This is a genomic window from Amycolatopsis sp. NPDC024027, assembly GCF_040638975.1.
Lineage (GTDB): Bacteria > Actinomycetota > Actinomycetes > Mycobacteriales > Pseudonocardiaceae > Amycolatopsis.
Genome location: NZ_JBEZYY010000016.1, coordinates 177,163 through 194,968, shown reverse-complemented (window position 1 = coordinate 194,968; position 17,806 = coordinate 177,163). Strand labels below are relative to the sequence as shown.

At 71.8% G+C, this 17,806-nt stretch carries 21 protein-coding genes; 10 read left to right on the top strand and 11 right to left on the bottom strand.

The window, feature by feature from the left end; all coding sequences use genetic code 11:
• Nucleotides 1-71: 71 nt before the first annotated feature.
• Nucleotides 72-947 carry an AraC family transcriptional regulator gene (locus AB0F52_RS33605; protein WP_360179778.1) on the bottom strand — a complete coding sequence of 292 codons (876 nt, stop codon included), beginning with the start codon at nt 945-947 and terminating at the stop codon, nt 72-74.
• An 84-nt stretch (nt 948-1,031) separates the two neighbouring features.
• On the opposite strand from AB0F52_RS33605, the gene AB0F52_RS33600 reads away from it, so the two are divergent.
• A complete protein-coding gene (locus AB0F52_RS33600) occupies nt 1,032-1,790 on the top strand; it encodes a DUF4184 family protein (protein ID WP_360179776.1) in 759 nt (252 codons plus the stop codon).
• On the opposite strand, the gene AB0F52_RS33595 is transcribed toward AB0F52_RS33600, so the two are convergent.
• Genes AB0F52_RS33595 through AB0F52_RS33585 form a run of 3 tightly spaced genes read right to left on the bottom strand, consistent with a single transcriptional unit; the run spans nt 1,757 to nt 4,057 of the window.
• Nucleotides 1,757-2,554 carry a siderophore-interacting protein gene (locus AB0F52_RS33595; RefSeq protein ID WP_360179774.1) on the bottom strand — a complete coding sequence of 266 codons (798 nt, stop codon included), beginning with the start codon at nt 2,552-2,554 and terminating at the stop codon, nt 1,757-1,759. The two genes, AB0F52_RS33600 and AB0F52_RS33595, sit on opposite strands and share 34 nt — an antisense overlap.
• Nucleotides 2,554-3,426, bottom strand: a complete 873-nt coding sequence (locus AB0F52_RS33590) for a PDR/VanB family oxidoreductase (protein WP_360179772.1) — start codon at nt 3,424-3,426, stop codon at nt 2,554-2,556. The genes AB0F52_RS33595 and AB0F52_RS33590 overlap by 1 nt, the downstream gene beginning before the upstream one ends.
• Before the next feature lie 10 nt (nt 3,427-3,436).
• The gene (locus AB0F52_RS33585; protein WP_360179770.1) at nt 3,437-4,057 is read right to left on the bottom strand and encodes an MSMEG_1061 family FMN-dependent PPOX-type flavoprotein; all 621 of its coding nucleotides are present in this window, start codon (nt 4,055-4,057) and stop codon (nt 3,437-3,439) included.
• 56 nt (nt 4,058-4,113) lie between these two features.
• On the opposite strand from AB0F52_RS33585, the gene AB0F52_RS33580 reads away from it, so the two are divergent.
• The gene (locus AB0F52_RS33580) at nt 4,114-4,731 is read left to right on the top strand and encodes a TetR/AcrR family transcriptional regulator (RefSeq protein WP_360179768.1); all 618 of its coding nucleotides are present in this window, start codon (nt 4,114-4,116) and stop codon (nt 4,729-4,731) included.
• Here AB0F52_RS33580 and AB0F52_RS33575 read toward each other — a convergent pair.
• Both AB0F52_RS33575 and AB0F52_RS33570 read right to left on the bottom strand, forming a co-directional pair.
• Nucleotides 4,721-5,992 carry a right-handed parallel beta-helix repeat-containing protein gene (locus tag AB0F52_RS33575; RefSeq protein ID WP_360179766.1) on the bottom strand — a complete coding sequence of 424 codons (1,272 nt, stop codon included), beginning with the start codon at nt 5,990-5,992 and terminating at the stop codon, nt 4,721-4,723. The two genes, AB0F52_RS33580 and AB0F52_RS33575, sit on opposite strands and share 11 nt — an antisense overlap.
• 55 nt (nt 5,993-6,047) lie before the next feature.
• Entirely contained in the window at nt 6,048-6,476 is a 429-nt protein-coding gene (locus AB0F52_RS33570) for a DUF1801 domain-containing protein (protein ID WP_360179764.1), read from the bottom strand.
• A gap of 104 nt (nt 6,477-6,580) precedes the next feature.
• On the opposite strand from AB0F52_RS33570, the gene AB0F52_RS33565 reads away from it, so the two are divergent.
• Nucleotides 6,581-7,165, top strand: a complete 585-nt coding sequence (locus tag AB0F52_RS33565; protein WP_360179762.1) for a TetR/AcrR family transcriptional regulator — start codon at nt 6,581-6,583, stop codon at nt 7,163-7,165.
• Here the strand turns inward: AB0F52_RS33565 and AB0F52_RS33560 are convergent, their stop codons facing one another.
• Entirely contained in the window at nt 7,166-7,459 is a 294-nt protein-coding gene (locus AB0F52_RS33560) for a hypothetical protein (protein WP_360179760.1), read from the bottom strand.
• A 108-nt stretch (nt 7,460-7,567) separates the two neighbouring features.
• Complete coding sequence (locus AB0F52_RS33555) at nt 7,568-8,146, bottom strand: response regulator transcription factor (protein ID WP_360179758.1); 579 nt, start codon at nt 8,144-8,146, stop codon at nt 7,568-7,570.
• Nucleotides 8,147-8,170: 24 nt separating this feature from the next.
• Between AB0F52_RS33555 and AB0F52_RS33550 the strand changes: the two genes are divergently transcribed.
• A complete protein-coding gene (locus AB0F52_RS33550) occupies nt 8,171-9,160 on the top strand; it encodes a histidine kinase (RefSeq protein WP_360179756.1) in 990 nt (329 codons plus the stop codon).
• Here the strand turns inward: AB0F52_RS33550 and AB0F52_RS33545 are convergent.
• Nucleotides 9,102-9,833 (bottom strand): polysaccharide deacetylase family protein, encoded by a 732-nt coding sequence (locus AB0F52_RS33545; protein ID WP_360179754.1) that lies wholly within the window; start codon nt 9,831-9,833, stop codon nt 9,102-9,104. The genes AB0F52_RS33550 and AB0F52_RS33545 overlap by 59 nt on opposite strands.
• A gap of 111 nt (nt 9,834-9,944) precedes the next feature.
• On the opposite strand from AB0F52_RS33545, the gene AB0F52_RS33540 reads away from it, so the two are divergent.
• Nucleotides 9,945-10,151 (top strand): helix-turn-helix domain-containing protein, encoded by a 207-nt coding sequence (locus AB0F52_RS33540; RefSeq protein WP_360179873.1) that lies wholly within the window; start codon nt 9,945-9,947, stop codon nt 10,149-10,151.
• Nucleotides 10,151-10,813, top strand: a complete 663-nt coding sequence (locus AB0F52_RS33535; RefSeq protein ID WP_360179752.1) for a Clp protease N-terminal domain-containing protein — start codon at nt 10,151-10,153, stop codon at nt 10,811-10,813. The genes AB0F52_RS33540 and AB0F52_RS33535 overlap by 1 nt, the downstream gene beginning before the upstream one ends.
• A 318-nt stretch (nt 10,814-11,131) precedes the next feature.
• On the opposite strand, the gene AB0F52_RS33530 is transcribed toward AB0F52_RS33535, so the two are convergent.
• Entirely contained in the window at nt 11,132-11,938 is an 807-nt protein-coding gene (locus tag AB0F52_RS33530; RefSeq protein ID WP_360179750.1) for an NAD(P)-dependent oxidoreductase, read from the bottom strand.
• 23 nt (nt 11,939-11,961) lie between these two features.
• Nucleotides 11,962-12,771: an IclR family transcriptional regulator gene (locus AB0F52_RS33525; protein WP_360179748.1), complete on the bottom strand. Its 810-nt coding sequence runs from the start codon at nt 12,769-12,771 to the stop codon at nt 11,962-11,964.
• Nucleotides 12,772-12,924: 153 nt separating this feature from the next.
• On the opposite strand from AB0F52_RS33525, the gene AB0F52_RS33520 reads away from it, so the two are divergent.
• Genes AB0F52_RS33520 through AB0F52_RS33505 form a run of 4 tightly spaced genes read left to right on the top strand, consistent with a single transcriptional unit; the run spans nt 12,925 to nt 17,805 of the window.
• Nucleotides 12,925-14,430 carry a sodium:solute symporter family protein gene (locus tag AB0F52_RS33520; protein WP_360179746.1) on the top strand — a complete coding sequence of 502 codons (1,506 nt, stop codon included), beginning with the start codon at nt 12,925-12,927 and terminating at the stop codon, nt 14,428-14,430.
• 51 nt (nt 14,431-14,481) lie between these two features.
• Nucleotides 14,482-15,417 carry a 5-dehydro-4-deoxyglucarate dehydratase gene (locus AB0F52_RS33515; RefSeq protein WP_360179744.1) on the top strand — a complete coding sequence of 312 codons (936 nt, stop codon included), beginning with the start codon at nt 14,482-14,484 and terminating at the stop codon, nt 15,415-15,417.
• Nucleotides 15,417-16,673, top strand: coding sequence for a glucarate dehydratase family protein (locus AB0F52_RS33510; protein WP_360179742.1), 1,257 nt, complete (start codon nt 15,417-15,419; stop codon nt 16,671-16,673). Before AB0F52_RS33515 ends, AB0F52_RS33510 begins: the two co-directional genes overlap by 1 nt.
• A gap of 4 nt (nt 16,674-16,677) precedes the next feature.
• On the top strand, nt 16,678-17,805 hold the full coding sequence (locus tag AB0F52_RS33505) for a hypothetical protein (RefSeq protein ID WP_360179740.1): 1,128 nt from the start codon (nt 16,678-16,680) through the stop codon (nt 17,803-17,805).
• The last annotated feature ends 1 nt before the right edge of the window (nt 17,806 follow it).

Below are 17,806 nucleotides of genomic sequence, written 5' to 3'. Positions count from 1 at the left end.
ATCAAGCCGCAAACCGGCCCGGTCCTGCACGTTCGTGCTGCGCGACGGCACGAAACGCGCGTTGTTCAGCGTCAGCCTTCGCGGCGCAGCGCCGCGGGTGTGGTGCCGAGCTGGGCGCGCAGCACCCGCGTGAGGTGCTCCTGGTGGGAAAACCCGCAGCGGACGGCGATCTCGGCGATCGGGTCGTCGCCCGTGCGCAGCAGCAGCCCGGCCTGTTCGACGCGCAGCCGCAGCAGGTAGCGGTGCGGTGGCAAGCCGGTGCGGGCCTTGAACCGGCGGGAGAACCGGCTGACGCTCAGCCCGGTGAGCGCGGCCAGGTCGGCCAGCGGCACCGGCTCGGCGAGCCGTTCGGCCATCAGGTCGCGGACCCGCGCGAACTGGCGGTCGGAGAGGCCGTGGGCCGGCTCGGGTTCGGGGACCCGCCCGGCCCGGTGCCGGCGCACGAGCTGCGCGGCGACGAGGGCGCCGAGCTGGTCGGCGTAGGTGCGGGCGCCCGGCTCCCAGTCGCGGACGACGCCGTCGAGGCCGAGCACGAGCTGTTCGAGCAGCGGATCGTGGCTGCCGAGCTCCTCGGCGAGCCGCACCGGCGCGTGCTCCCCGGCGGCGTCCTGCACGGCGTCGTCGGCGAGGTAGACGTGCACGGTGTCGAGCGCTCCGCCCAGCTCGACGGACAACTCGGCGTGCGACGGCTGCAGGAAGAGCCCGCCGGCGGGCATCCGCCGGCTCTGTTCGCGCGCGGTCCCGACCCCGCGGCGGACGGTGACCGGGCCGTCGACGTGCAGGATCAGCTGGTGGCTGCGGGCGGCCCCGAACTCGGCGCGGTAGGGACGTTCCCGCTGGCGGGAGACGTAGACCCGGTCCCAGCCGAGGCCGGCGCTGGTCCGGTCGGGGCGGACCCAGGGCAGCGCGAGGATGCCGTTGGTGTCGGCCAGCCCGAGTTCGCCCACGCTGCCTCCTCGACGTCGAGGCTGAGCGCGATGGTACCCGCCCTAAGCTGGGCGGCCGGACAGTCAGACACCGGGGGGAGTCCGTTGCCGTTCACGTTCGCGCACCCGGCCGCCGTGGTGCCGCTGGCCCGGTGGCTGTGGCTGCCCGGCCTGGTCGCGGGTTCGCTCGCGCCCGACGTCGCCTACTACGTGCCCATCCCGGGTGGCGCCCTGACCCACGAGCCCGCCGGCCTGGTGAGCGTGGACCTGCTGCCCGGGCTGGCCCTGGTGGCGGTCGGGCACGCGGTCCTCGCGCCGGTCCTGGCGTTGGGGCCGGCCGGCTGGCGGGAGCGGGTGCCGCGCCCGGCCGGCCGGGTCCCGTGGCTCGGCGCGGTGGTCTCGGTCGTGGTGGGAGCGGCGACCCACCTGCTCTGGGACGCCTTCACCCACACCGGCGGCTTCGCCGTGCGGCACTGGGGGTGGCTGCGGGTTTCCGTCGCCGGCCCGCACCGGCTGTACAACGTCATCGGGTACGTGTCGTCGGCCGGTGGCCTGGTCCTGCTCGCGGTGCTGGTCGTGCGCTGGTACCGCCGGGCACCGCGGGCCGAGCGGGCGTGGCGAGCGCTGCCCCGCACCGGCCGGGCGGTGGTGGCGGCCGGCCTCGGCGCGGGGCTGGTGGTGGGAGCGCTGCTCGGGCTGACGGACCCGGTGAGCCGGGTCAGCGGCTACGACTGGGTCCGGTGCTTGCTGATCGGCGCGGTCCGCGGCGGTCTGGCCGCGGCGGCCGGGTACGTCGTCGCGTGGCCGCTGATCGGCCCGCGGGTTCGGACTCAGCCGGGTGCTGCGCGGCCGTGGCGCCAGTAGCCGAGGAACGCGATGCCGGCCTTCGTCCAGCCGCGGTCGCGCACCAGGTGGCGGCGCACGCCCGTGGCCAGGGCGGCTTCCCCGGCGACCCACGCGTAGGCGGGACCGGACGGCAGGACGGCTTCGCGGATCGTCTCCAGGGCCAGCGTGCCCGGACGCCCGCCGGGCCCCGCGCGCGGCAGCCAGTGCACCCGCACCCCGGGCGGTGCCTCGACCTGCCGGACGTCCGCCGCCGAAGGCACCTCCAGGAACACCTCCGCCACGAGGTCGTCCCGGGCGTGCTCGAGGATCGCCAGGATCGCGGGCAGCGCGCTCTCGTCCCCGGCCAGCAGCTGCCAGGACACCCCGGACGGCGGCAGGTAGCTGACGCCGAGGTCGAAGACGCCGGCCGGATCGCCGGGACGCGCCCGCCGCGCCCAGGCGGTGGCCGGGGCGTCGCCGTCGTGGAGGGCGAACTCGATGTCGATCTCGCCGGGCCGCGCCCGCCGGATCGTGTAGTTGCGGACCCACGGGCGGCGGGACTTCGGCAGTACGAGCAGCTCCGCCATCCAGCCCTCGTTGTCCAGTGTGGGCATGCGGAGCCTGCTCTGGCCGCTGCGCGGGAAGAACAGCCGCACGGCCTGGTCGTCGCCGGCCGGCTCGAACTCCGCCAAGCCGGGACCGCCGAGGGTGATGGTGCGGAACGCCGGGCTGGGGGCGGTGTTCGCGCGGACTTCCAGGGTGATCATCCGCCGCGTCCGGGGGCGGCGCACCTTCGGGATCATCAGACGTCCAGCACGAGCCGGGGTGACAGCGAGCGGGACACGCACGGGTACATCCGGCCCGGAGCGGCACCGATGTCGTCGCGGTGCTCGGGTTCCCCTTCGAGGACCGTGATCTCGCAGCTGCCGCAGACCCCTTCCCGGCACGCGGACGCCACCGGCCGTCCGGCGTGGTTCAGCGCGTCGAGCAGCGACTCGTCCGCCGGGACCTGGATCGTGCCCCCGGACCGGGCGCACCCCACCTCGAACGCGGTGTCCGGCCCGAACGTCCGCCGGGTGGGCTCGAACCGCTCGGTGTGCACCCCGGGGACCACCGCCTCGGCCGCGTCCACCATCGACGCCGGGCCGCAGCAGTACACCTCCGCGGCCGGGAACTCCGCCGCCAGCGCCGCGAAATCGGGACGCGCGAGCCGCACGCGATCTCCGTACCGCGAAGAGAGTTCCGCGGCGAACGGCCGGGACCGGCCCGCGTACACGAGCGTCACCGCGGCACCGGACGCGACGGCCGAGTGCAGCATCGGCATGATCGGCGTGATCCCGATCCCGCCCGCCACGAACAGGTACTCCGCCGCCGGGAGCAGCGGGAAGTGGTTGCGGGGCACCGAAACCGACAGCGTCCGGCCCGGCCGCAGGAAGAGGTGGACGTACTCGGAGCCACCGCGGCTCAGCGGGTCGTGGCGGACCGCGATGCGGTAGGCCGACAGGTCACCGGGGTCGCCGCACAGCGAGTACTGGCGCGTCAGCCAGTTCGGCAGCTCCAGGTCGATGTGCGCGCCCGGCTCCCACGGGGCCAAGGGACCTTCGTCGCCGCGCAGGACCAGCGAGACGACGTCGTCGGTGACGTGCTCGACGCGGTCCAGGATCGTCTTCTGCATGTCGGGCACGTCAGTACAGCTTCCGGTAGCCGTCTTCGAGGAGCTGCTCGAACAGCACCGGGTCGACGTTCATCTTCTCGGCGGCCATCTCGCCCGCCGACGGCAGTTCCGCCGCCAGCGCCTGGCTCGCCGGGTCCCACAGGCGCGACCGGATCAGCGCGCGCCCGCAGTGGAAGTACACCTCGGCGACGTCGACGACGATCGCCAGCATCGGCGCCTTCGCCTCGGTGCGCATCCGGGCGAGCACGTCCGGGTCGTCGGTGACGTACGCGCTTCCGTTGACCCGCAGGGTTTCCCGCACGCCGGGGACGAAGAACAGCAGGCCGACGCCGTCGTTCTCGGCGATGTTGCGGAAGGAGTCGGCGATCTTGTTGCCGACCCGGTCGGGCAGCGCGACCGTGCGGTCGTCGAGAACTTTGACGAAGCCGGGGTAGTCGCCGCGGGGCGAGCAGTCGGCGCGGCCCGCGGCGTCGGCGGTGGCCAGCGTCAGGAACGGCGAGTGCGCGATGAAGCGGCGGGCGTGGGAGTCGATGCGGTCGCCGATCTTGGCCTTGATCATCGCCTCCGGCTCGCCCAGCTGGGCCCGCACGTCGGCCGGGGAGACACGATGCAGCGTATTTGTGCTGGTCATGGCACAATTATGAGCAAACATTCAGATCTTGACTACTCGCTTTCCCGGAGGCTTCGGTGACGCCGGACCAGCGCCGCATCCAGCCACGTAAACAGCCGCGTCAGGTGCGCGCCGAGCTGACCCGGCAACGGATCCTGACCGCGGCTGCTCACGTTTTCGCCGACCACGGCTACCCGGCCGGCACCACCAACCGCATCGCCGAGCGCGCCGGCATCTCGATCGGCTCGCTGTACCAGTACTTCCCGAACAAGGACGCGATCCTCGCCGAACTGCTGACCCGGCACCTCGACGACGGCACGGCGGCATTGGCGAAGCTCCTGACCGGCCCGCTGCCCGGCCCGATCGAGGAGGTCTTCCGCGTCTTCGTCCGGCTGGCGGTCGAAGCCCACCTCGACGACCCCCACCTGCTGCGGATGCTGCGGGAGCAGGCCCCGCGGTCGGACGAGCTGATCGAGCGGCTCGACGGGATGAAGCGGACCATGGTCGACCACACCCGCGCCCTCCTGGCGGGTCACCCCGAGGTCCGCGTCGCCGACACCGCCACCGCGGCCCGCCTGATCTTCGCGACGGTCGAGCTGGCCGTCCACGACCTGCTGGCCGAGCCCGACCCGATCGACGCCCGGCGGCTCGAGGACGAGATGGTCGCGATGCTGACGCGGTACGTCAAGGGGTGAACTGGTAGGCGCCGGCGTCGATCCGGGTGCCGACGGTGTTGCCGTCGACGTCGATGCCCGCGTACTTCTTGACGCCGAGCCCGATGGCCGGGCTGCCGGTCTTGAGGACGAGATTCGTCGCGGAGGTGAACTTCGGATCGGCGACCTTGTCCGTGGCGCCCGGGGTGAACTGCCGCTGGCCGCCGTAGAAGACGTTGTGGTCGGTCGCGGTCCAGCCGGGGTCGGCGTACCCGACCTTCATCGCGGCCTGGATGACGTTCTGGGTCAGCTGGAGCGTCTGGTTGGTGCAACCGCCGTAGCAGACGAAGCCTTCGGATTCGGCGTGGCTGAGCCGGACGGAGTTGTTGCGGAAGACCGTGCCGGTCACCGGCCCGTTGCCGTCCTGGGCGCCGCGCGTCACGATGCCGCCGCGCGTCTTGGCACCGAAAACCGCGTTGTACTCGTAGACGTTGTTGCGGGACACGCCGTCCGGGTCCTTCGCGTCGGTGCCGAGCTCGGTGAAGGACTCGTTGTCCTCGGAAATGTTGTGGTGGATGACGTTGTCGGAACCGTAGAAGACCTCGACCGCGGCCCCGTCGAGCCCGCCGAAGTCCTCGCTCGCGGCGATCGACCCGCTGATCCGGTTCCAGCCGATGTCGGAGCCGTTGCCCTGCACCAGGATCGCGAACGCACCCGAGTCGTCGTTGCCGCCCGGCGTCACGACGGTCATGTGGTTGTTGTCGACGAGGTCGTTCTGGGTGACTTCGGTCCCGTCGGCGCTCGGCGCGATGTAGACGCCCGCGCCGGCGCCGGTGATGTAGTTCGAGAGGACCTTGTCGTGGTCCCCGCCGATCTCGACGCCGGCCCAGGAGCAGCGCCCGGCATCGGCCGCGACGCCGATCTGCAGGTCTTGCACGATGAGGTGGTCGCCGGGCAGGTTGATGCAGGCTTCCTCGTTGCCTTGGACGATCGGGCGCGCGCCGTCACCGTAGGCGCCGATGGTCACGGGCGCGGAATCCGACCCGTTGCCGAAGACGCTGAGCCCGCCGGTCCAGGTCCGGCCGCGGCGGAGCAGCACGGTTTCGCCGGGTTTCAGTTCCGTCGCGGCGACCTTGGCGAGCGACTTCCAGGGGGCGGCCGCGGTTCCGGCCGCGTTGTCGTTGCCGAGGTTTTGATCGACGTAGTAGGTGTTCGGCGCGGCGGCGGCATCGGGGGCGGTGACTGTGCCGGCCACGAGCGAGGCGAACACGCCGAGCGAGAGCAGTTTCCACTGGTTCGACATGGCCCGCGACGGTAAGCCGGGCCGGTACACGCGACGTACAAGGCCCGGCTCCGCCTCACTTCACCGCTTGCGTCACCAGCGCGGCGATCCTCTTTTCGACCGCGGGCGTCACTTCGGTCAGTGCGAAGCCGGCCGCCCACATCGCCCCGTCGTCCAGGTTCGCCTGGTCACTGAACCCGAGGGTCGCGTAGCGCGCCTTGAACTTCTCCGCGCTCTGGAAGAAGCAGACGATCTTGCCGTCGATGGCGTACGAGGGCATGCCGTACCACAGCTTCGGTTCCAGGACCGGCGCGTGGCCCTTGACGATGGCGTGCACGCGTTCGGCCAGGGCCCGGTCCGACGGCGCCATCTCGGCGATCTTCGCGAGCACGTCCTGCTCCGCCTGGGCCGCCTTGTCCGCCTGCGAAGCCCGGCGCGCCGCGGTCTTCAGTTCCCTGGCGTGCTCCTTCATCGCGGCGCGTTCTTCGGCCGTGAACGTCCCCATGGTGTCTCCTTAGTTTATCGGCACGACCCGTGCCGTTGGCGGCAATTTTGGAGCCTGGAAGTGGCGGCTGTCAATGGCACGGTGCGTGCCGATAAGATCCGGGCATGGCCGCTGAACCCGCACCGCCGCGACGTCGAGGCGCCGCCCGGACCGCCGGACTCCTCGACGCGACGCTCGAGCTCGCCGGTGAGGTCGGCTACGCGGGGCTGAACGTCGAGGCGGTCGCCCGGCGCGCCGGCGTCGGGAAGCACACGATCTACCGGCGCTGGCCGTCCATGGCGGCGCTCCTGCTGGACGCGCTCAGCCGCGCCTGGACCACCGACCTCGACTACCACGACACCGGCGACGTCCGCGCGGACCTGCGCGAGCAGTTCCTGCGTTCGGCCCCCGCGCTCGCCGCCCCGCCGATCGGGCCGGTCTACCGGGCGGTGATCGCCGAGGCGCAGGCCGACGAAACCCTGCGCGCCACGCTGCACGACCGGTTCCTGCGGACCGTCGAGCAGAGCACCCTCAACCGGATCACCCGCGCCCAGGAGGCGGGCGAACTCGTCGAGGGCGTGGACCTGACCTTCCCGGCCGAGGTGCTGTGCGGCACCCTCTACTACCGCCACCTGCTCTCGACCCGCGCCGTGGACGAGAAGGCGGTCGACGACCTGCTGGACATGTTCATGGCCGCGTACGGCCGTTAGTCAGGCGTTGGCGCAGCGCAGGCGTTCGGCTGCTTGGGCGCGCACGGCGGCCGGCGGCGACACGTTCGCGAACGCGCCGCACGCCGCTCCCGCCAGCGCTTCGAAGTCCGCGTGGCCCAGCACGCAGGGCAGGTTCGCGACCAGCAAACACTCGCGCAGCCGTCTCGATCGCGGGCCACAGTCCGGGATCGCGGTTGTCCCACCGCACCTGACGTCAGGCGAGTCGTCGGGCAGCCCCTCGCTGCCGGGCCGGAACTCCTCGGCCTGCACGGCCGGCCCGTCGACGGCCGCCACGGGCGTGAGCGGCCGGGAACCCGGGCTTCGCCAGCCGGTCTGCGCGGCGACGCACGACTTCGACCGGTTCCGCGCCCAGGTGCGCCGCGCACCAGGGCGAAAGCCGGATCACCGGTCCTTCGCCACGAGGGCCGCCTGCGTGCGGCTGGTGACCCCCAGCTTCGCCAGCACGTTGCCGACGTGCACCTTCACCGTCCGCTCGGCCAGCCGGAGCCGGGCCGCTATGTCGCGATTGGACAGTCCCTCACCCAGCAGCTCCAGCACATCCCGCTCCCGCGGTGTCAGCACACCGCCGCCGCTCAGGGCCGATGCCGCTGCCGGGCTCAGTGCCGTCACGCCCTGGTGGGCCGCTCGGACGGCCGCCGCGAGTTCGTCGCCCGATGCCTCCTTCAGCACGAACCCGGCCGCGCCCGCGCCGAGAGCTTCGCGGATTTCGCGGGGACGGCCGACCGTCGTCAGCATCAGCACGCGTGGCGCCGAAGGGCGCAGCCGGCGCAGGACTTCGAGGCCGTCCATGCCGGGCAGGTACAGATCGAGCAGCACGACGTCGGCTTCCACAGCCGAAGCGAGCAGTTCCGGGCCGCTCGCGTACTGCGCGACGACGTCGAGGTCCGGCTGCGCGCCCAGAATCAGCGCGATGCCCTCGCGCACCAGCGCGTGGTCGTCGACGATCTGAACCCGGATCATGCCCGCACTCTAGAGTGTCGGCGCATGCGCCAGTCTCTCGTCACGACGACGGCCGTCGCCGCGGTGTTCTTCGCCAGCGGGGCGTGGACGCCGCAGCAGGGGTGGCTCGCCGCCGGGCTCAGTGCGGCCCAGCTCGTCCCGCTGCTGTGGTCGCGCCGCGCCCCGGCCGTCGTGCTCGTCGTGGTGACCCTCGCGACGGCCGGGCACCTGCTGCTCGACCAGCCGCGCAACACGATGTACGTGCCGGTGCTGCTCGCCCTGTACAGCACGCCGCAGCGGTGGCTCGCGGCGGCCTCGGCGCTGGTCGTCGGCGCCGCCGTGTTCCCGGCGAAAGGACCGCTCGACGGCACGGTCCTCGCGATCACGATCGCCGCGGTGGCCTGGCTGCTCGGCGCCGAACGCCGCCGCGCGCTCGCCGACCGGGCCGAGCGCGCGGCCCGGCGACTGCACGACACGCTCGCCCAGACCACGGCCGTCATGCTGGTGCAGGCCGAGACGCTGCGCGCGGTCGGCGACCTGACCGACGCCGACCGCGAACGCCTCGACACCCTCCTGGCCGCCGGCCGGGGCGCGCTGACCCTCGTCCGCCGCACGCTGGACGACCTGCGTGCCGACGCCGAACGCGCCCCGGACCTCGCCGAGGTGCTGGCCCGGCTCCGCACCGCGGGGCTGGTGCTCGACCGCGACCCGGTGCTGCCCGCGCTGCCGCGTCCGGTGCGGGAGCTGGCCGAGCGGTTCGTCGCGGAAACGGCGGTGAACGCCTTGCGCCACAACGGTCCCGGCATCCGGCTTCGGCTCGACGTCGAAGCGGGTGAGCGGCTGACGATCACGGCGCGGAACACGCTCAAGAAGACTTCGCACGAAGGCGGCGGCCACGGGCTGGCCGGGCTCGCGGAGCAGGCCGCGGCGGCCGGGGGAGCGCTGACCCGCGGCCCGCGGGACGGCGAGTGGGTGGTCAGCGTCGAGCTGCCAGCAGCTGCGTCACGGTCACGAACCGGTAGCCGCGCTGCTTGAGCCCGTCGAGGACCGGCCCGATCGCCCGCCGGGTCTGCTCGCGGGAGCCGTACATCGCGTGCAGCAGCACGATCGAGCCCGGCCGGACCTGGCCGAGGACAGCGCTTTCGACGGTGGCCGCGTCCGGGGTGCCGTCGGAATCCGGTGCGACGTCCCAGGTGATCGTCGTGCGGTGGTGTTCGGCCAGGTAGTGCGGGAGGGCGAAGAGCTTCTTGCCGTTCGGTGGCCGGAAGAGGATTTCGCCGTGGTACCCGGCCGCGCGGATGAGGGCGTCGGTGGCTTCGACCTCGTCGGCGACCCACGACGGCGTCACGCCGATCATCCGGTCGTGGCTGAAGCTGTGGTTGCCGAGCTCGTGCCCGGCGGCGGCGATGTCGCGGGCGAGGTCCGGGTGCGCGGCCATGTCCCGGCCGATGAGGAAGAAGGTCGCGGGCACCTGACGGCTGTTCAGCGTGTCCAGGACCGCGTGGGCGCCCGCCGGATCGGGCCCGTCGTCGAAGGTGAGGGCGACGAGCTTTTCGGTGGTGTCGACGCGGTCCACCAGGGTGCCGAAGAACTGGAAGGTCCGCGACTTCGACACCTCGAACAGCACGACCGCACCGGTGAGCACGACGACCAGCACGCTCGCCACGACGATCGTCCACTTCCGGGCACGGCGGGATTTCAAGATCATGCCGCCACCCTGGCGGCGGTGCCGCGACGCGGGAAGCCGCAAAGGTACTAGTACCCGTCAGCATATGTTGACGACCCCATCGAGTCAGCATATGCTGACGACGTGAGCCTGATGACCGATTTCGAGCACACCGTGCGCAGCGCCGACCCGGACATCGCGTTGCGGGCCGTCGCGCGGTTGCGGCGCTTGGCCGAGCAGCTGGAGACCGAGCAGGTGGCGGCGGCCCGGCGAGCCGGCTGGTCGTGGCAGGACATCGCCGACCGGCTCGGCGTCACCAAGCAGACCGTGCACCGCAAGCACCGTGGCCGGGAGGGCTGATGTTCCGAGGTGACGATCCGGCGGTCGGCCGGGTGTTCCGCCGCGCCGGTGAGCTGGCGCGGGAGTACGGGCACGCCCGCGTCGGCAGCGAACACCTGCTGCTCGCCCTCACGGAGGGACCGCTGACCGGGCTCGCCGGGATCGAGCGGGCGGTCCTGCGGGCGGCCCCGGACGGCGCCGGCGTGGCCGCCGACCGCGAGGCGCTGACCGTGCTGGGCATCGATCTGGGCCCGCTGCCGGCGGAACTGGCGGACCGGCCACCGGTCAAGGAGCCCCTGCTGCCGCTCGGGGTCGCCCGGGTCCGGCAGCGGTGCGCCCGCGCGAAGCCGCCGATCGGCCTGGACGTCCAGGCGGCCTACGCGGCGTCGCTGCGCCTCGCCCTCGCCCGGCGGGAACGTGAGCACCGGATCGAGCACGTCGCGTTGGCGCTGTTCGCGCTCGATCCCGGCGCCGACTGGGCGGTGCGCACGGCCGGTGCTGACCGCCGGGAGTTGCTTGCGCGGCTGGCCTCGGCCTACCCGCCGCCGCGGCGTAACCGGCTGCTGCGGGTCGAGCGCCGGCTGGGGCGGCAGGCCCGCTGCCGCGACATCGTGCGCGGTTATCAGCGCACGACGGGCCGGGCGCCGGTTGCCCCGGCGGCGCTGGCCGCCCTGGTGCACTGAGGTGCTCCACTCCGGCCTGGTTTGACATGCGGCCGGATTGGGCGAAATCGGACAGCGGTAGGGCTGAAGGTGTCAGGGTCGTCGGGTGAAACCGCTCCCGGGGTGGGAATTCCGCTCGTGCGAAGACCGCGTTGTCGCCGGCGGTTCCGCCACCCCGAAGCCTGATTGTGACTACGGCCGGCGGCACCTTGTCAAGGCGGGAAAGCGTGCCTTGACAAGGTGTCGCCGGCCGTGTTTTGGCTTCGGATCGGGGTTGCGGGGGTCTGGATGCCCCTTCGGGGCTGAGGCCTTCGGCCTCCTTCGGCCTCCTCTGGTAGGTCAGAGGGGGTTGAACACGCCCAGTGGTGCTGTGCAGAACGGGCCGCCGACGTACTCGGCCGCGGGGCCCGTCGGGGCCGGCTTCGATGCCAGCTGGTCCGCGTACACCTCCGCGTCGTCCAGGGACTTGTAGCCCAAGGCCTCCGCCTCCGCCAGGGAGTAGATGCGGCGTGTGTTGTCCGAGACGCCCCAGATCAGCCGATAGCCCGGCGAAGGCGCCGAAAGGCACGCCTCGAACAGCCGCGCGCCGTCGTCGGGGGAGAGCCAGGTCGTCAGGCCGCGCGGGCCCAGGGGCAACGGTGTCTCGAAGCACGAACCGATCCGGATCACGATCACGTCCATGCCGAAGCGGGAGTGGTACAGGCTTCCCAGCGCCTCGATCGCCGCCTTCGAAACCCCGTAGAACGTGTCCGGCCGCGGCGATGAGTCCGCCGGCAGGTCGGAATCGACGCGGCGGAAGCCCACCGCGTGGTTGCTCGACGCCAGGATCACCCGCTGGATCCCGGCCGCCCGCGCCGCCTCCAGGACCGTCTGCGTTCCGTTGATGTTGACGTCCAGGGTCGCTTCCCACGAGTTCTCGCGGCTGTGCCCGCCCAGGTGGATCAGCGCGTCGACGCCTTCGCACGCTTCCGCCATCGCCGCCGGATCGGTCACCGAGGCCGTCACGACCTCTTCGGAGACGTCGGACGCCGTCTGCGGGGCCAGGTCGAGCAGGCGCAGCACCCGGCCCGGGCGCCGCAGGCGGGGGCGCATCAGGGTGCCGACGACTCCCGCCGACCCGGTGATGAGCACGCGCTGGTCCGTCATGGGGTTCCTCTCACGCAGAAGGGTTAACGGATGCCGGCCCGGCGCAGCTGCTGCCCGAGCTCGGCGGTGGTCTCGGCGAGCAGTTCGCCGACGCGGCGGGCGTCGTCGTCGGTCACCTGGGCGATGGGCATCGAGCAGCTGATCGCGTCGGTGGCCGGGATGCGGTAGGGGATCACCGCGGCGACGCACCGGACGCCCAGCGTGCCTTCCTCGACCTCGGCGGCGTACCCGCGTTCGCGGGTGGCGGCGAACTCGGCGTGCAGGCCTTCGAGCGTGGTGATGGTGTTCGGCGTCAGCGCGGTCAGCGTCGCCGGCATCAGCGCCTCGATCTCGTCGTGCGTCAGCTCGGCCAGCAGCGCCTTGCCCAGCGCGGTCGCGTGCGCGGGCAGCGTGCGCCCGACGCGGGAGACGAGGTGCGTCGACCGCTGCGACTCGCGCGTCTCCAGGTAGACGACCTCGGTGCCGTTGCGGCGCGCGAAGTGGGCGGTGAAGCCGGTCTTCTCCCGGATGCGCTCCAGCGCTTCGGTGGCGAACGGGACGACGGCGTCGCGGTCCAGGTACGCCGTGCCGCAGATCAGCGCCCTGACGCCGAGGCGGTAGCGGGCGGTGTTCGCGTCCGCCTCCAGCCAGCCGGCTTCCAGCAGCGTCCGCAGCAGGCCGTGCAGCGACGAGCGCGGGAAGCCCGTGCGCGCGTGCAGGTCCGACAGGGACAGCCAGACGTCGTTCGCCGCGAAGGTCTCGATGAGGTCGACGGCCCGCCGTGCGGACTTGACGCCCGAACTCTCGGCGGGGGCGCCGTCGGCCGCTGCCGGGTTGTCCACCTTCTGCGGCATTTGTGCGCCTCCGTCCGGCCGTTGACTTGTGACCCCGGCCATATTAGCGTCCCGAACAACGTTCTTATGGATGAACATAATCACTATAACAGACTCCGTTCATAGATGTGAACAGTGGCACCACATCGATGTGGACGCGGAAGGGAGCCTGCGGTGCACGCACTCGACTGGGCGATGGTCTGCGCGTACTTCGCGCTGATGATCGTGATCGGCTGGTGGTCGCACAAGAGAGTCAGCGACGTCAAGGACTTCTTCACGGCCGGCGGCAAGATGCCGTGGTGGCTGGCGGGCATCTCGCACCACATGTCCGGCTACAGCGCCGTGCTCTTCGTCGCGTACGCGGGCGTCGCGTACACCAGCGGCGTCACCGTGTACTTCTGGGGCTTCGCCAGCATCGGCATCGGCGTGGGCATCGGCAGCTGGCTGTTCGCCGCCCGCTGGAACCGGTTGCGCTCGAAGCTCGGCGTCGCCTCCCCGCTGGAGTACCTCGCCAAGCGGTACAACGTGCCGACCCAGCAGGCCCTCGCGTGGAGCGGCAGCCTGCTGAAGATCTTCGACATCGCGGCCAAGTGGTTCGCCGTGGCGACGCTGCTGCACGTCTTCGCCGGGCTGGACTACAACCTCGGCATCCTCATCACCGGCGCGGTCACCCTGGTCTACTGCACCATCGGCGGCCTGTGGGCCGACGCGCTCACCGACTTCGGCCAGTTCGTCATCCAGGCCATCGCCGCGGTCGTGATGATCGTCGTGGTGCTGGGCAAGCTGGGCGGGATCTCGGCGCTCTGGACGATGTGGGACAAGCTGCCCGAAGGCCACGTCGACCCGGTGACGTCCAAGTACACCACCATCTTCCTGCTCGTCTACGTGCTCGTGAAGACGCTGGAGTACAACGGAGGCATGTGGAACCTGGCGCAGCGGTACATGGCCGCGCCCACCACCCAAGAGGCCCGGCGCGGCGCGCGGCTTTCGTCCGCGCTGTACCTGTTGTGGCCGCTGGTGCTGATGTTCCCGATGTTCGCCGCGCCGCTGCTCATCCCCGGCGTCAAGGACCCCACGCAGTCGTACGCGATCATGACGACGACGTTCCTGCCGCCGGGCCTGGTCGGCCTGGTGCTGGCCGGGATCTTCTCGCACACCATGGCGATGGTGTCCTCCGACGCCAACGCGATCTCCGCGGTGATCACCCGCGACATGATCCCGGCGATGTTCCGCCGCACCCGGCAGTGGACCGACGTCCAGGGCCTCAAGGCCGCGCGGATCACCACGGTGATCTTCGTCGCGCTGACCATGCTGGTGGCCACCCAGGCGCAGAACCTCGGCGGCGTGCTGCAGATCGTCGTCAACTGGGTCGCCGCGCTGATGGGCCCGATCTCGATCCCGCTGCTGCTGGGCATGCTGCCGTGGTTCCGCAAGTGCGGCCCCCGTGCGGCGCTGATCTCCTGGGCGGGCGGCCTGCTCGACTACGCGCTGGTGTACTACGTGTTCAAGGCGAACCAGACCGTGCTGGTCGCGACGCCGATCCTGGTCTCGCTCGCCCTGTACGTCGGTCTCGGCCTGCTCGCCCCCGAGCGCAGTGCGGCCGCCGATGAGATCGTCGACACCGTGAACGCCGACGACGACGTCGACCGCAAGAAGGAAGGCACGACCGTGCCCGCCTGACGCAGGCCACACCCGGCCGAACCCGAAAAAGGACGAGAGAGCAGAAGACTGATGGCACAGAACGAGATCGAGCTGGACGGCCTGCTGGCGTTCCCCCTCACCCCGTTCACCGAGGACCTCGAGGTCAACCTCGACGCACTCGCGGAGAACGTGGAGAGCCACATCGCGGCGGGCGCCGGTGCGCTGTTCGTCGCGTGCGGCACCGGCGAGTTCAGCTCGCTCTCGCCCGCCGAGCACGCCTCGGTGCTCACCCGGGCCCGGGAGGTGGCCGCCGGCCGCGTCCCGGTCTGGGTGGGTGCCGGGGGCGGCGCGGCGTCGGCGCGGGCCGGCATCGCGGCGGCCCAGGCCGGGGGTGCGGACGGCGTCCTGCTGCTGCCACCGTACCTCGTGTCCGGGCCGCAGGCCGGGCTGGTCGACTTCGTCCGCTACGCCGTCGGCGACTCGTCGGTGCCGGTGATCGTCTACCACCGCGGCACCGGCGTGTTCTCCGCGCCGGCCGCGGCTTCCCTGCTGGACATCCCGTCGGTCGTCGGGCTGAAGGACGGCTACGGCGACGTCGAGGTGATGACCCGGATCGTCACCACGATCCGGTCGCTGGACACCGAGCGGGCGCGGAACTTCCTGTTCTTCAACGGGTTGCCGACCGCGGAGGTCTCGGCCAAGGCGTACGCCGCGATCGGTGTCGCCCGGTACTCCTCGGCGGTGCACTGCTTCGCGCCGGAGATCGCCCACCGCTTCCACCGCGCGCTCGGCGAAGGCGACACGCGGGTGATGGACGCCCTGCTCACCGGGTTCTACCTGCCGCTGGTGGCGTTGCGGGACGAAACGCCCGGCTTCGCCGTCTCGCTCGTGAAGGCCGCCGCCCGGTTGCGCGGCGACAAGGTGGGCCCGGTCCGGCCGCCGCTCGTCGAACCGACGCCGGAGCAGGTCCGCCGGCTCGAGAAGGTCGTGGAGGACGGCTTCGTGACGCTGAAGGGGCTCGGCTGATGCGGATCCTCGACGTGGTGCTCACCCCGGTCGCGTTCGCGGACCCGCCCCTGCTCAACGTCATGGGCGTGCACGAGCCGTTCGCGCTGCGCAGCGTCGTCCAGGTCAAGTGCGAGGACGGGATCGTCGGGCTCGGCGAGTCCTACGGCGACGACGCCTTCCTCGGCGAGGTGCGCAAGGTGCTGCCGCGGCTGCGCGGCCACGACGTGTTCGACCTGCCCGGCCTGCAGCGGCTGGTCGCGGAAGCACTGTCGGACACGGTGCTGACCGACGCGCACGGCCTGATCGGCGGGTTCTCCATCCGCAAGACGATCGCGAGCGTGTACTCGCTGTTCGAGGTCGCCTGCCTGGACGCGCAGGGGCACCTCCTGGGCCGTCCGGTGACCGACCTGCTCGGCGGCCGGGCCCGTGACGCGGTCGAGTTCTCCGCCTACCTGTTCTACAAGTACGGCAAGCACATCGACGGCCGCGAAGACTCCTGGGGCGAGATCACCACGCCCGAGACGCTGGTCGGGTCGGCGAAGCGGATGTTCGACGAGTACGGCTTCCGCTCGATCAAGCTCAAGGGCGGGGTCTACGAGCCGGCGCAGGAGATCGAGGGCGTCCGCGCGCTGGCCGAAGCGTTCCCCGGGCACCCGCTGCGGATCGACCCGAACGGCGCCTGGACGGTCGAAACGAGCATCCGCGTCGCCGAAGAGCTCGACGGTGTCCTCGAATACCTGGAGGACCCGACGCCGGGCATCGAAGGCATGGCGCGGGTGGCCGAGCGGGCGTCGATGCCGCTGGCCACCAACATGTGCGTGGTCAACTTCGGCGACGTCGAGCCGGGCTTCCGGGCGCGCGCGATCGGCGTGCTGCTGTCCGACCACCACTTCTGGGGCGGGTTGCGGGCCACGCAGGCGTTGTCGGTGACGTGCGAGAGCTTCGGCGTCGGCCTGTCGATGCACTCGAACAGCCACCTCGGGATCAGCCTGGCCGCGATGGTGCAGGTCGCCGCGGCGACGCCGCACCTGACCTACGCCTGCGACACCCACTGGCCGTGGAAGGTCGAGGACGTCATCGAACCCGGGGTGCTGGAGTTCGCCGACGGCGCCGTCGCGGTGCCGACGACGCCGGGGCTCGGGATCACGCTCGACGAGGACGCGCTGGCGAAGCTGCACGAGAACTACGTCCGATGTGGACTGACCAAGCGGGACGACGGGACCTACATGCGCCAGTACGTGCCCGGGTTCGAAGCGAACACGGCGAGGTGGTGAGCCGGTGAAGGTGACGGGATACGCCTACCCCTGGGACGTCCTGGAATCCGATTTCGTTTCGCGGGTTCAGGCGCTCGGCGTCGACGAGGTGGCCGTGGCGCTGTCGTACCACAGCGCCCGCGCGGCAACGCCGTGGTCGCCGTCCCGGACGGCCGTCGTGGCGCGGCACGCGGCGTTCTACCGCCCGGTTTCCGGGGAGTGGGGCACGCTGCGTCCGTCCACTCCGGACTGGGTCTCCTCCGGGGACTCCGGCGGTGATGCCGTCCGGCTGCTCAACGAGGCCGGGATCCCGGCCGCCGCCTGGATCGTGCTGACCCACAATTCCCAGCTCGGCTACGAGCACCCGGACGTCGTGGTCCGCAACTGCTTCGGCGAGGCTTACCCGTGGGCGCTGTGCCCTGCGCAGCCTGCCGTGCGCGAATACGCGGCCAAGGTGACCGCGGAGGCCGTCGCGGGGCTGGAGCTGGCTTCGGTGATCCTCGAGGCCTGCGGCCCGCTCGGCGCGGTGCACCAGCACCAGCACGAAAAGACCGACGGTGTGTGGGCGCCCGCGGTGGCCCGGCTGCTGTCGATCTGCTGCTGCGACGCCTGCGCCGCGTCCTGGGACGTCGACGCGGACGCCGTCCGGGCCCAGCTCGTCGAGGAGGTCCGGCGGCTGATCGCCACCGGGGACCTGCAGATCACCGGAGACCGGCTGCCGCCGGAGCTGACCCAGCTGCTGCTGAGGGGGCGACAGCGGGCGACCGACGAACTCCGGGCCGCGGTTTTGGCGACGCTGCCGGAGGGCATCCGGATCGTGCTGCACGGCGCGCTCGACCCGTGGGTCACCGGCGCGCTGCCCGGGCTGACGCCGTCGGCGCCCGACGACGTCGACGCGGTCGTATTGTTCGGGTGGGCCCCCGCGACGGGTGCCGAGGCCGTCGCGGCGGCCCGGGAGGCCCTGCCCGAACGGGTCGCGATCGCCAGCTACATCACGGCGGTCGCGGCCGCGCCGGTGCCGGACATCGCCGCGTACGTCGGCGAGCTCGCCAAGGCGGGAGCCGCCGAGCTGCACCTGTACCACCTCGGACTGGCCGGTCCGGGTCGCTGGGGCGACCTGGGCACGGCCACCGCCGCCGCCCATGAGAACTGAG